Source organism: Streptomyces poriticola (assembly GCF_036689765.1).
GTDB lineage: Bacteria > Actinomycetota > Actinomycetes > Streptomycetales > Streptomycetaceae > Streptomyces > Streptomyces poriticola.
Map to the genome: position 1 here is coordinate 100,510 of NZ_JBAGKH010000010.1, position 12,588 is coordinate 113,097.

11 protein-coding genes and 1 pseudogene are annotated in these 12,588 nt (G+C 72.6%); 6 read left to right on the forward strand and 6 right to left on the reverse strand.

What is annotated here, in order from left to right:
* Window positions 1-166: 166 nt before the first annotated feature.
* Both V5O46_RS16490 and V5O46_RS16495 read right to left on the reverse strand, forming a co-directional pair.
* Entirely contained in the window at window positions 167-880 is a 714-nt protein-coding gene (locus V5O46_RS16490; protein ID WP_332885411.1) for an ArsR/SmtB family transcription factor, read from the reverse strand.
* 150 nt (window positions 881-1,030) lie between these two features.
* Window positions 1,031-1,717: pseudogene (locus tag V5O46_RS16495) on the reverse strand (TetR/AcrR family transcriptional regulator); the annotation flags it as partial.
* 123 nt (window positions 1,718-1,840) lie between these two features.
* Between V5O46_RS16495 and V5O46_RS16500 the strand changes: the two are divergent.
* Window positions 1,841-3,073: a saccharopine dehydrogenase family protein gene (locus V5O46_RS16500; protein WP_332885361.1), complete on the forward strand. Its 1,233-nt coding sequence runs from the start codon at window positions 1,841-1,843 to the stop codon at window positions 3,071-3,073.
* A gap of 261 nt (window positions 3,074-3,334) precedes the next feature.
* Here V5O46_RS16500 and V5O46_RS16505 read toward each other — a convergent pair whose 3' ends face one another.
* Window positions 3,335-4,024, reverse strand: a complete 690-nt coding sequence (locus tag V5O46_RS16505) for a TetR/AcrR family transcriptional regulator (protein ID WP_332885362.1) — start codon at window positions 4,022-4,024, stop codon at window positions 3,335-3,337.
* Between the two features lie 83 nt (window positions 4,025-4,107).
* Here V5O46_RS16505 and V5O46_RS16510 point away from each other — a divergent pair, with 83 nt between their 5' ends.
* The 3 genes from V5O46_RS16510 (at window position 4,108) to V5O46_RS16520 (ending at window position 6,435) form a co-directional block, all read left to right on the forward strand.
* Window positions 4,108-5,259, forward strand: coding sequence for an acyl-CoA dehydrogenase family protein (locus tag V5O46_RS16510; RefSeq protein ID WP_332885363.1), 1,152 nt, complete (start codon window positions 4,108-4,110; stop codon window positions 5,257-5,259).
* A 97-nt stretch (window positions 5,260-5,356) separates the two neighbouring features.
* Window positions 5,357-5,644, forward strand: a complete 288-nt coding sequence (locus V5O46_RS16515) for a YiaA/YiaB family inner membrane protein (RefSeq protein WP_332885364.1) — start codon at window positions 5,357-5,359, stop codon at window positions 5,642-5,644.
* A 134-nt stretch (window positions 5,645-5,778) separates the two neighbouring features.
* Entirely contained in the window at window positions 5,779-6,435 is a 657-nt protein-coding gene (locus V5O46_RS16520) for a TetR/AcrR family transcriptional regulator (RefSeq protein ID WP_332885412.1), read from the forward strand.
* Here the strand turns inward: V5O46_RS16520 and V5O46_RS16525 are convergent.
* Window positions 6,426-6,887: a MaoC family dehydratase gene (locus V5O46_RS16525; protein WP_332885365.1), complete on the reverse strand. Its 462-nt coding sequence runs from the start codon at window positions 6,885-6,887 to the stop codon at window positions 6,426-6,428. The two genes, V5O46_RS16520 and V5O46_RS16525, sit on opposite strands and share 10 nt — an antisense overlap.
* Before the next feature lie 95 nt (window positions 6,888-6,982).
* Here V5O46_RS16525 and soxR point away from each other — a divergent pair, with 95 nt between their 5' ends.
* Complete coding sequence (gene soxR / locus V5O46_RS16530; protein WP_332885366.1) at window positions 6,983-7,462, forward strand: redox-sensitive transcriptional activator SoxR; 480 nt, start codon at window positions 6,983-6,985, stop codon at window positions 7,460-7,462.
* A gap of 92 nt (window positions 7,463-7,554) precedes the next feature.
* On the opposite strand, the gene V5O46_RS16535 is transcribed toward soxR, so the two are convergent.
* On the reverse strand, window positions 7,555-8,163 hold the full coding sequence (locus tag V5O46_RS16535; RefSeq protein WP_332885367.1) for a hypothetical protein: 609 nt from the start codon (window positions 8,161-8,163) through the stop codon (window positions 7,555-7,557).
* A gap of 230 nt (window positions 8,164-8,393) precedes the next feature.
* Between V5O46_RS16535 and V5O46_RS16540 the strand changes: the two genes are divergently transcribed.
* Window positions 8,394-11,201 carry a penicillin acylase family protein gene (locus V5O46_RS16540; protein WP_332885368.1) on the forward strand — a complete coding sequence of 936 codons (2,808 nt, stop codon included), beginning with the start codon at window positions 8,394-8,396 and terminating at the stop codon, window positions 11,199-11,201.
* Window positions 11,202-11,229: 28 nt separating this feature from the next.
* Here V5O46_RS16540 and V5O46_RS16545 read toward each other — a convergent pair whose 3' ends face one another.
* Complete coding sequence (locus V5O46_RS16545) at window positions 11,230-12,477, reverse strand: exo-beta-N-acetylmuramidase NamZ family protein (protein WP_332885369.1); 1,248 nt, start codon at window positions 12,475-12,477, stop codon at window positions 11,230-11,232.
* Between the last annotated feature and the right edge of the window lie 111 nt (window positions 12,478-12,588).

Consider the following 12,588-nt stretch of genomic DNA (forward strand, 5'->3'; position numbering starts at 1 on the left):
TGGCCCGAGCCGTGCCCGCGGCTGCGAGCAGACGCGCCCGCCGGGTTCCCGGGGGTGAGCCGGGGAGGTCGCCCCCGTGCATCCGGTGCCCGGGGGCCCGGGATGCACGGAGCCCGGGATGCACGAGGTGCGGGGCGCAGGGGCCGGGGGACGGCGGGCCCGGTGCTCAGCGGAGCGCCGCCGCCTCGATGTCCAGCAGTTCGGACAGCGCCCGCTCACCGGCCGCCGTCACCTTCACCGCCCGCTCCGTGCCGATCCGCACGCACCAGCCCGTGTCCAGCGCATGGCGGCACAGGGCCGCGCCGGCGACCCCGGCGAGATGGGGGCGGCGCTCCGTCCGATCGAGGCAGGCCCGGGCCAGCGGCCGTCGCCCGGTGCGGTCCAGTCGGACACCGGCGGTCTCGAACCAGGCCAGTCCGGCGTCCGTGAGCGCGAAGCCGTTGTCCTGCCGCAGCAGTCCCCGGGCGGTCAGGGCGTCGGTCACCGCGACACCGAGGAGCCCGGCCAGATGGTCGTAACAGGTACGGCCACGGGCCATCGCCGAGGCGGCGCTCGACGCCCGCAGGGTGCGCGGACCGCCCGCCGCGCGCTCCGGCACGACCTGTGCGGCCAGCTCCTCCACCAGCTGCGCCGCGCCCGCGCCGGCCAGCCGTACGTACCGGTGCCGGCCCTGCCGCTCCTCGGCGAGCAGCCCGCCCGCGACGAGCTTGCCGAGGTGCTCGCTGGCGGTGGAGGGGGCGACCCCGGTGTGCCGGGCCAGCTCCCCGGCGGTCCACGCCCGCCCGTCGAGCAGTGCCAGCAGGCAGGCGGCCCGGGTCTCGTCGGCGATCAGCCCGGCCAGCCGGGCCAGTCCGGCGGCGTCGGCGTCGTTGGTGCGCATGTCCTCCAGCATCGGCCATGCACGTTTCGGTACCCGCCGAAGTGTAGTTCTGCCCTGGTTCCCGCTCGGCTCCTGCGATGCGTCCCTGCCGGACGCCGGCCGAGGGCTTGCGGGCAGGCCGGCTCCGCCCACCGCCGGACCGACGGCGGGCCGGGCCGTGGCGCTGTTCAGCAGGAGGTCCAGGGCGGTGGGGTAGATGCTCCGGTTCATGTCGGCGACCAGTCGCGGGGCGACCGCCGCGATGTGCGGGTGGGTGCCGGCCGGCAGGCGCGCGTAGGTGGCCTGCCAGACCTCCTCGTCGGCCCGGCGCGCCTCGTCGGGCAGCGCGAGGGACGCCGCGTCCAGGGCGGCGAAGGCCAGCGCCTGGTCGATGAAGGCGTGGTAGAGGCGGACGGCGTCGGCGTCCCGGAAGCCTGAGCCCCTGAGGATCCCGAGGATCAGCTCGTCCGCGGCGATCTCGTGCCGCCGTCCGCTCACCCGGTTGGCGGTCAGCACCGCGGCCTGGGGGTGCTCGAGATAGGCGGAGTGGATACGCAGGCCGAGTTCGCGCAGGTCGGCGCGCCAGTCGCCGGTACCCCGCCACCCTTGGACCGCACGGCCGATCAGGGCGTCGCCGATGGCGAGCGTCAGGTCGTCCATGCTGCGGAAGTACCGGTAGAGCGTGCTGGGGTCCGCTCCCAGGGCCGTGCCCAGGCGCCGCGCCGTGAGTCCCGCGGGGCCGTGCACGCGCAGCATCCGCAAGGCGGTCTCCACGATCAGGGCCTCGGACAGCACCGTGCCGCTCTTGGTGGGGCGGCGCCGACGGCGCGCCGGCTCCGGTACGACCTGCTTGGGCATGGCGCTCCCTCCCGCTCTGATCCGATCCGGGGACCTTATGCCAACACCATTGACTTGCGGAAGGGCGAGGTCGTTGGATCGCCTCACAGGCAACCGATATCGGAGGAAACGGAGATTTCGGATATGCGCATTCTGCTCGTGGGTGCCGGTGGTGTGGGTACGGCGATCACCCGTATCGCGGCCCGTCGCTCCTTCTTCGACCACATGGTGGTCGCCGACTACGACCGATCCCGCGCCGAGGCCGCGGTGAGCGCCGTGAGCACGGCGGGCGACGGCCCCGACCGCTTCAGCGCCGCGCAGGTCGACGCGGGTGACGAGGCGGCGGTGGCGGTGCTGCTGGCGGAGCACCGCTGCGACGTACTGCTCAACGCCACCGACCCGCGCTTCGTGATGCCGCTGTTCCAGGCCGCGCTGGGCGCCGGCGCGCACTACCTGGACATGGCCATGTCGCTGTCCCGTCCGCACCCCGAGCGTCCGTACGAGGAGTGTGGGGTGAAGCTGGGCGACGCCCAGTTCGAGCGGGCCGCCGACTGGGAGAGGTCCGGCAGGCTCGCGCTGGTCGGCATGGGAGTGGAGCCGGGGCTGTCCGACGTGTTCGCCCGGTACGCGGCCGACGAACTCTTCGACGAGATCGAGGAGATCGGCATCCGTGACGGCGCCGACCTCACCGTCGACGGCTACGACTTCGCGCCGTCGTTCAACATCTGGACGACCATCGAGGAGTGCCTGAACCCGCCGGTCGTCCACGAGGCGGGCCGGGGCTGGTTCACCACCCCGCCGTTCAGCGAGCCGGAGGTGTTCGACTTCCCCGAGGGCATCGGGCCGGTCGAGTGCGTCAACGTCGAGCACGAGGAGGTCCTGCTGGTGCCCCGCTGGGTGGACGCGCGCCGGGTGACCTTCAAGTACGGGCTGGGCGAGGAGTTCATCCAGACCCTCAGGACCTTGCACCTGATCGGCCTGGACCGCACCGAACCGGTCCGGGTCACCGCCCAGGACGGCACGCGCGTCGAGGTCTCCCCGCGCGACGTCGTCGCCGCCTGTCTGCCCGACCCGGCCGCGCTCGGCGAGCGCATGCGGGGCAAGACCTGTGCGGGCACCTGGATCAAGGGTGTCAAGGACGGCCGTCCGCGCGAGGTGTACCTGTACCACGTCGTCGACAACCAGTGGTCCATGGCCGAGTACGGCTCCCAGGCCGTGGTGTGGCAGACCGCCGTCAACCCGGTGGTGGCCCTCGAACTGATCGCGCACGGCACCTGGTCCGGCGCCGGTGTCCTGGGCCCCGAGGCACTTCCGCCGCGCCCGTTCCTCGACCTGCTGACCGAGTACGGTTCCCCGTGGGGCCTGCGCGAGCAGTGACCCCGTCGCCCGGGCCCGGGCCGCTTCGCCCGGCCTGCCGCAAGGCCCGCTCGCCCCGCGGCCCGGTTCGCTGCCCCAGCCGCTGCGGTCGTCCCGCCGACCGGCAGGACCGCCGTTCCCTGCCGCCGGCCGGCTGAGTGCTCCGCCGGACGTGCCGCGCCGTGCCGTCGCTCGGCTGCCGTGCCGCCGTGGCTGGTCGCGCAGTTCCCCGCGCCCCTTCAGGGCGCTGCCGCCCCGGGCAGCGGAATTCGCCCGACCTGCTTAGCCGGTCCCCGTCGCCGGCTCGGTCCCGGTCCCTGCCGTCAGCTGGCCGCCTTCCTGCGGCAACTGCTCGTACTGCCGGGCCAGTCCGTCCAGCAGGGCCGTCAGCCCGGTCTCGAAGGCGCGTTCGTCGATCTTCTCCCGCTGCTCGGCCAGCAGGTGGGCCTGGCCCAGATGCGGGTAGTCGGCCGGGTCGTAGGCGCTGGCGTCGTCCACGAAGCCCCGGGCGAAGGAGCCGAGAGCGGAGCCCATGATGAAGTACCGCATCAGCGCGCCGATCGACGTGGCCTGCGCGGGCGGCCAGCCCGCCTCGACCATGGCGCCGTACGCGGCGTCCGCGAGGCGCAGCGCGGCCGGACGGCGGCCGGGGCCGCGGGCGAGTACGGGGACGACGTTGGGGTGGTCGCGCAGGGCCGCCCGGTAGGAGACCGCCCAGTCGTGCAGCGCGGTCCGCCAGTCCCGGCCGTCCTCGAACATCGACAGATCGACCTGGGCGCTCACCGAGTCGGCGACGGCCTCCAGGATCTCGTCCTTGGTGCGGAAGTGGTTGTAGAGCGAGGGCCCGCTCACTCCCAGTTCCGACGCCAGCCGGCGCGTGGAGACGGCCGTGAGGCCCTCGGCGTCCACCAGCGCACGGGCCGTCTCGACGATCCGGTCGGTGCTGAGCAGGGGCTTGCGCGGTCGGGCCATGGCGCACATAGTAGGGCGGGAAATAGAAACTAGCAGTGCTAATTTAAATGTGCGGCATTCAGAATCCCCTGGGGTGACTCGGCATGAACCTGGAGCTCAGCGAGGAGCAGGCCGCCGTCCGGCAGCTCGCATCGGACTTCGTCGCGCGCGAGATCGCCCCGCACGTCATCGCCTGGGACCGGGCCGAGGAGGTCGACCGGTCCCTCGTGAAGAAGCTGGGAGAGGTCGGCTTCCTCGGGCTGACCGTCGACGAGGAGTACGGCGGCTCGGGCGGCGACCACCTCGCCTACTGCCTGGTCACCGAGGAGCTGGGGCGCGGCGACTCCTCCGTGCGCGGCATCGTCTCGGTCTCCCTCGGGCTGGTCGCCAAGACGATCGCCGCTCGGGGGAGCGAAGAGCAGAAGCGGCGGTGGCTGCCCGGGCTCACCTCCGGCGAACTGGTCGGCTGTTTCGGCCTGACCGAGCCGGGCACCGGCTCCGACGCCGGTCAGCTGGCCACCCGGGCGGTCCGGGACGGCGGCGACTACGTCATCAACGGCACCAAGACCTTCATCACCAACGGCACCTGGGCCGACGTCGTGCTGCTCTTCGCCCGCTCCACCGACGCCCCCGGCCACAAGGGCGTCTCCGCGTTCCTGGTGCCCACCGGCACCCCCGGTCTGACCCGCCGCACCATTCACGGCAAGCTCGGCCTGCGCGGCCAGGCCACGGCCGAACTGGTGCTGGAGGACGTGCGGGTGCCCGCGTCCGCGATGCTGGCGGCGGAGGGCAAGGGCTTCTCCGTGGCCATGGCCGCGCTGGCCAAGGGCCGGATGTCGGTCGCGGCGGGCTGCGTCGGCATCGCCCGGGCGGCACTGGACGCGGCCGTGAAGTACGCGGGCGAGCGTGAGCAGTTCGGCAGGACCATCGCCCACCACCAGCTGGTGCAGGAGCTGATCAGCGACATCGCCGTGGACGTGGACGCCGCCCGGCTGCTGACCTGGCGGGTCGCCGACCTGATCGACCGGGGGCAGCCCTTCGCGGTCGAGTCCTCCAAGGCCAAGCTGTTCGCCTCGGAGGCCGCCGTCCGCGCCGCCAACAACGCCCTCCAGGTCTTCGGAGGATACGGCTACATCGACGAGTACCCGGCCGGCAAACTCCTGCGCGACGCCCGGGTGATGACGCTCTACGAGGGCACCAGCCAGATCCAGAAGCTCGTCATCGGGCGGGCGCTGACCGGGGTGTCGGCGTTCTGAGCCGCCGGGGTGGCGCCCGGGACGTGTGCGGGCGCCTGAGTACCCTCTGAGTATCCCGGCGGATGTGGTCCCGCCCGGCTGTGCCGACCCTGTTCCCATGAGTGACACACCGGTCAAGCAGCAGAGTACGGCCGCGTTCTACGGGCAGGCCGTCGCCTCCTTCGGTATCGCCCTGGTGGCCACGGCCCTCGGCGTCTTCAACCTCGAGACCGACGTCTGGGTGCGCGCCTTCCTGGGCATCGCCGTCCTCTATCTGGTCACCTCCGCCTTCACCCTGGCCAAGGTCATCCGTGACCGCCAGGAGGCCGGGCAGATCGTCAGCCGGGTCGACCAGGCGCGGCTGGAGAAGCTGCTCTCCGGGCACGACCCGTTCGAGAAGCTGTGAGGGCCGCCCCGTGACCCGGCCGGGCCGCTCGTCCGGGTCACTCGGTCGGGCGGGACACCCGGGCACGCCCTAAGCGCCCGCTCACCTTCGGCGGTATGGTGGAGCCTTCTGTCACCGAGAGGGGCGAGAGCGCGATGAGTACGGCGGAGGAGACGGCGGGCGGCGAGATCGAGCCGTGGGGCGAGGTCACCCCGGACGCGGCCCGGCGGTTGCTGGTGGCCGCCGTGGAGGCCTTCGCCGAGCGCGGCTACCACGCGACGACCACCCGTGACATCGCGGGCCGCGCGGGAATGAGCCCGGCCGCGCTCTACATCCACTACAAGACCAAGGAAGAGCTGCTGCACCGCATCAGCCGGATCGGTCACGAGAAGGCGCTGGACATCCTGCGCACGGCCGCCCGCGGCGAGGGAAGCGCGAGCGAGCGGCTCGCCGACGCCGTGGGCTCCTTCGTGCGGTGGCACGCCGGGCGGCGCACCACCGCCCGGGTGGTGCAGTACGAGCTGGACGCGCTCGGGCCCGAGGCCCGCGCCGAGATCGTGGCGCTGCGCCGGCGGTGCGACGCCGAGGTGCGCGGGATCATCGAGGACGGTGTGGCGGCCGGCGAGTTCGAGGTCCTGGACCTCAAGGGCACGACGCTCGCCGTGCTCTCCCTCTGTATCGACGTGGCCCGCTGGTTCAGCGTGCACGGGCCCCGGACGCCCGACGAGGTCGGCGCGCTCTACGCCGACCTCGTGCTGCGCATGGTGGGGGTGAAGCGGCCCGGTGCCGCTCCGATGCAGTCTCAGAAGTAGTAGCGGGCGACCGACTCCGCGACGCAGACCGGCCTGTCGCCGCCCTCGCGCTCCACGGTGAACGCGACGGTCACCTGGACGCCGCCCGAGACCTCCTCGACTCCCGCGACCGTCGCCGTGGCGCGCAGCCGCGAGCCGACCGGGACGGGGGCGGGAAAACGCACCTTGTTGGTGCCGTAGTTGACGCCCATCCGCATGCCCTCGACCTCGATGAGCTGCGGTCCGAAGAGGGGCAGCAGGGAGAGCGTCAGGTAGCCGTGCGCGATGGTGGTCCCGAAGGGGCCCTGCGCCGCCTTCTCCGGGTCCACATGGATCCACTGGTGGTCGCCCGTCGCCTCCGCGAACAGATCGATGCGCTTCTGGTCGATCTCCAGCCAGTCGGTGTACCCCAGCTGCTCGCCGACCGCCGCCTTCAGGGCGTCGGCGGACGTGAAGATCCTCGGCTCTGCCATGTCCCGTCTCCAATCTAAGCGACTGCTTAGCATGGTCGGTCGCGGGGCTGCTGTCAACGGACCGCCCGCGCGGCGGGGTGGGTAGGCTTGCGGAGGTGCCCCAGATTCCCGAGAAGATCCACGAGCTCACCGTCGGCCAGCTGTCCGCACGCAGCGGCGCGGCTGTCTCCGCCCTGCACTTCTACGAGTCCAAGGGGCTGATCAGCAGCCGCCGCACCTCCGGGAACCAGCGCCGCTACACCCGCGACACGCTGCGCCGCGTCGCCTTCGTGCGGGCCGCCCAGCGGGTGGGTATCCCGCTGGCCACGATCCGCGAGGCGCTCGCCGAACTGCCCGAGGAGCGCACGCCCACCCAGCAGGACTGGGCCCGGCTCTCCGAGGCCTGGCGCTCCGAACTGGACGAGCGCATCGCGCGGCTCAGCCGGCTGCGGGACCACCTCACCGACTGCATCGGCTGCGGCTGTCTGTCCCTGGAGACCTGTGTCCTGTCCAACCCGGACGACACCTTCGGCGAACGCCTCACCGGCTCCCGCCTCCTGGCGGAACGCCCGGGCGCCCCGCACCGCCGCGCCTGACCCTCCGGCGGTTCGGTGGGGACCGGTGACCGTCGGCCGGCCGCAGGCGCGTCGGCCGTGTCACGGCGAGGCGCCCGTCGGCCGGCCGCCCCTCAGGCCGACGCCAGCAGGAGCCCGCCCCCGCGCCGCGCGACCGCCAGCGCCTCCCGGGTCAGTACCGGGCGCGGCACGAGGATGCCGCAGTCCGTGCACACCGGGCCCGTCGAGGGCTCGTGGGCCAGGCCGTACTGCCACACCAGCCGCCCACCCGCGCACACCGGGCACACCGACCCCGGCTCGCGCTCCAGCGCGGCGATCAGCCGGCGCAGTACCTCGGCCAGCGGCTCACGGGGATGAAGCCGCGGATCGTCGCACCACGCCACGCCGAACCCGCCCCAGGTCAGCCGGTGCCAGTCGTCCACACTGCCCGGTCTGCGCAGCCCGTCGTGCTTCTCCTTCCTGCGCCGCTCGGCGAACTCGACCTCATAGGCCAGCCAGACCGAACGCGCCTGCTCCAGCTCGTCCAGTGCGGCCACGAGCCGCGCTGGATCCGGTGACCTGTCCTCCGGCCCGAACCCCCACCGGGAGCACAGATGGTCCCAGGTCGCCCTGTGCCCGTAAGGGGCGAACCGCTCAAGACACTTGCGCAGCGAGTAGCGCCGCAGTGCCAGATCGCACCGCGGATCGCGGACCTGTCTCGCCAGACTCCGAAAACCGGCCATCGCCCTGCACCTCCGTCACACCTGCACCTGTAGTCCGGTCACTTCGGCGTCGCTGTACGGGTGTCGTACGGACGTCGCCGAGTAGACGTACGGCCACGCGATTCGGCTCCATCCGATCTCCTCCGTCCCCCTCACCCGCCGTGCTGCTCCGAGAAGTGACGCTTGTTCACCTTCCAACCCGGGGATACCGGCGGTAACGTCCGGGCCCATCCTCGTCGGGAGGAGCCGCCATGCCACGGCGCACCCCACGCACCGTCCTCGACAAACTGAGAACTCCCCGCGGATTCCACGGGTTCCTGAAGACCGCATCCGTATGCGCACTCCTGGCCGGACTGCTCTCACCGCTCTCCCCGGCGGTGGCGGCGGGAGCCGGCGCCACCGAGGCGCGGGCCGCCGCCGCGGCGGCCGACGACCACTGCGGCGACGGCTGCCACGACATCCTGCCGCCCGGCCAGAACGGCAACGCCACCCTCGCCCAGATCCTGCTCCACCAGCTCTTCGGCGCCCGGCCTCCGCACACCGACGACCAGCTCGGCCCGTACGCCCGCCTGGCCACCGGCTACCAGTCGCTCACCGACGACACGATCGAAACCTTCTTCAACGACGCCTCGTTCGGTGTCCCCGCCGACCAGGTCGCCTCCACCCTCCGGCCCGCCGGCCGCGGCGATGTCACGATCGTCCGCGACAGACGGACCGGTGTGCCGCACATCACCGGCACCACCCGGTACGGCACAGAGTTCGGTGCCGGCTATGCGGCGGCTCAGGACCGGCTGTGGCTGATGGACCTCTTCCGCCACGTCGGACGCGGCCGGTTGACCCCGTTCGCGGGCGGCGCCCCCGCCAACCAGGGCCTGGAGCAGCAGTTCTGGCGGAACGCCCCGTACACCGAGGCCGAGCTGCGGGCCCAGATCGACAGCGCGGTCGCCCGGGGCGGCGAACGCGGCGAGCAGGCCCTGGCCGACGTCCATGCCTACGTCGACGGCATCAACGCCTATATCGACGCCTCCGACCGGGGCCGCTACTTCCCCGGCGAGTACGTGCTCACCGGCCACAAGGACGCCATCACCAACGGCGGCACCATCGAGCACTTCAAGCCCACCGACCTGATCGCGCTCGCTTCCGTCGTCGGCGCCCTCTTCGGCGCCGGAGGCGGCGGCGAGGTGAACAACGCGCTCTCCCTGCTGGCCGCCCAGCAGAAGTACGGCGTCGCCGAGGGCACCGCGGTGTGGGAGTCCTTCCGCCAGCGCAACGACCCCGAGGCGGTCCTCACCCAGCAGACCGGCCGCTTCCCCTACCTGCCCAGGCCCGACGACCCGCGGGGCGGTGCGCTGCCCGACGCCGGTTCGGTGGTCCGCGAACCGCTGGTGTACGACCGCACCGGCAGCGCGGCCACCGCCGATGCCGCGGGCGCCTCGCGGGACGCGGCCGGCGCAGCCGCCACCTCGGCCCGGGGCGGCATGTCCAACGCCCTGGTGGTCAGCGGCGAGCACACGGCGAGCGGTCACCCGGTCGCCGTCTTCGGTCCGCAGACCGGCTACTTCGCCCCGCAGCTGCTCATGCTGCAGGAGATCCAGGGACCCGGCATCAGCGCCCGCGGCGCCTCCTTCGCGGGCCTGAGCATGTACGTGCAGCTCGGCCGCGGCCAGGACTACGCCTGGAGCGCCACCACCTCCGGCCAGGACGTCATCGACACCTACGCCGTCGAACTGTGCCGGGACGACCACCACTACCTGTACCGCGGCACCTGCACCCCGATGGAGAAGGTCGAGCGCCGCAACGCCTGGACGCCGACCACCGCCGACGGCACACCGGCCGGTTCGTACACCATGCGGGTCTGGCGGACCGCCTACGGCCCGGTGGAGTACCGCGCCACGGTCGGCGGGAAGAAGGTCGCCTACACCACGCTGCGTTCGTCCTTCCTGCACGAGGCCGACTCCATCATCGGCTTCCAGATGCTCAACGACCCGGACCACGTCACCGGCCCGGAGCGTTTCCAGCAGGCGGTGCAGCACATCAACTACACCTTCAACTGGTTCTACGCCGACGCGGAGCACACCGCGTACTACAACAGCGGTGACAACCCGGTGCGCGCGGGCGGTGTCGACGCCGAGTTCCCGGTGTGGGCGCGGCCGGAGTCCGAGTGGCGGGGCTGGGAACCGGCGGCCAACACGGCCGACTACACCCCGCCCTCCGCCCATCCGCAGTCGGTCGGCCAGGACTACTACATCTCCTGGAACAACAAGCAGGCCCGTGACTACACCACCGCCTCCTGGGGCAACGGCTCCGTCCACCGCGGCGATCTGCTGGACGAACGGGTGCGGCGGCTGGCCGCCGCGGGGGGTGTGACCCGCGCGGGTCTGGTGAAGGCGATGGCCGAGGCGGGCGTGACCGACCTGCGCGCCGAGGCCGTACTGCCGAAGCTGCTGGACGTGATCGGCAGGGCCCCGGTGAGCGACCCGGAGGCCGCGGCGGCCGTCGAGAAGCTGACCGCCTGGCTGTCGGCGGGCGGGCGGCGTGCCGAGACCGCGGCGGGTTCGAAGGCGTACGCCCATGCCGATGCCATCCGCATTCTGGACGCGTGGTGGCCGCAGCTGGTGCGGGCGGTGTTCGAACCCGGCCTCGGCAGCGACCTGTACACCGCGTTCACCCGCAACCTGCCCGTCGACGAGCCGCCGTCCGCCGCGCACGGTCCGACCGGCGGCCATGCGGGCAGCGCCTTCCAGTACGGCTGGTGGAGCCATGTCGACAAGGACATCCGCGGCGTGCTGGGTGAGCCGGTCGCCGGGCCGCTCGCGCGCGCGTACTGCGGCGACGGCGATCTCACCGCCTGCCGGGACACCCTCCTCGGCACCCTGAAGGAGGCGGCGGGCCGGACCGCGGCGCAGGTGTACCCCGGGGACGAGCACTGCGCGGCGGGCGACCAGTGGTGCGCCGACTCCATCGTGCAGCGGACGCTGGGCGGCATCGGGCACGGCGCGGTCGGCTGGCAGAACCGGCCGACCTACCAGCAGGTCGTGGAGTTCGCCGCACACCGGTAGGTCACCCGGCAGCACCGTCCGGTGCAGATCACCTGTAGAGCAGGTACTGGCGGCGGACCCTGCGGAACGCCGCCAGTTCATCCTGCCAGCCGGCCACCACCCCGTCGGTGTCCGCGCCCGCGTCGATCGCCGTGCGCACCTGCGTCGAGCCGGTCAGCTTGTCGATCCAGTGGTCCGGCCGCCACGCGAAGCCGTCCCAGACCCGCCGTGCGGTCACCAGCAGCCCGATCCCGGTGCGCACCGGGTCGAACGCCTCCCGGTCGTGCACATGGATCTGCACACCCCCGACGGTCTTCCCCCGGAACTTGGAGAACGTCGGCGTGAAGTACGCCTCCCGGAACCGCACCCCGGGCAGCTCCAGCTCGTTCGCCGCTGCTGCCCAGCGCCCGTCGAGGCCTTCCGCGCCCAGCAGCTCGAACGGGCGGGTGGTGCCGCGCCCCTCCGACAGGTTGGTGCCCTCGAACATACAGGTCCCCGCGTACACCAGCGCCGTCCCGGGCGTGGGCATGTTGGGGCTCGGCGGTACCCAGGGCAGCCCGGAGGAGTCGTGGAACTCCGAGCGCCGCCAGCCCGACATCCGCACCGTCTCCAGCTCCACCGGCCCGGTCAGGAACTCCCCGTCGAACAGGCGGGCCAGCTCGGCCACCGTCATGCCGTGCGCCTGCGCGATGGGCTGCCGTCCGACGAAAGTCGCGAACTCCTCGTGCAGGACCGGCCCCAGGGCCGCCCGCCCGGTCACCGGGTTCGGGCGGTCCAGCACCACGAACCGCTTGCCGGCCAGCCGGGCCGCCTCCATGCAGTCGAACAGCGTCCAGATGTAGGTGTAGAAGCGCGCGCCCACGTCCTGGATGTCGAAGACCACGGTGTCCACGCCGGACGCCGTGAAGATGTCCGCCAGCGCCTGCCCGCTCTCGAGGTACGTGTCGTAGACCGGCAGCCCGGTCGCCGGGTCCTCGTAGTAGCCCTCGGAGCCGCCCGCCTGCGCGGTGCCGCGGAAGCCGTGCTCGGGGCCGAACACGGCGGTCAGCTGCACGCGGTCGTCGGCGTGCATCACATCGACGATGTGGCGTACGTCCCGGGTGACACCGGTGGGATTGGTGACGACGCCGACCCGCTGCCCGTCGAGCGGGCGGTAGCCGTCGTCGGCCAGCCGCTCGAAGCCGGTGCGCAGCCGTCGGCCGCCGTGCGCCGGGGCCGCCTCGGCCGCCCGGGCCGTACCGGTGGTGGCCGCCACCGCGGCCGAGGTGGCGAGCAGGGTCCGTCTGGACAGCGTCATGCGGTGACCTCCGTGATCGCGGCGGTGTCATGCGCACGCACGCTAGCGCCGGTCCGTGCCCCGGGGAACGAGGCGAACCGCGGCGCCCCTCTTCCGCCTCACATACCGACT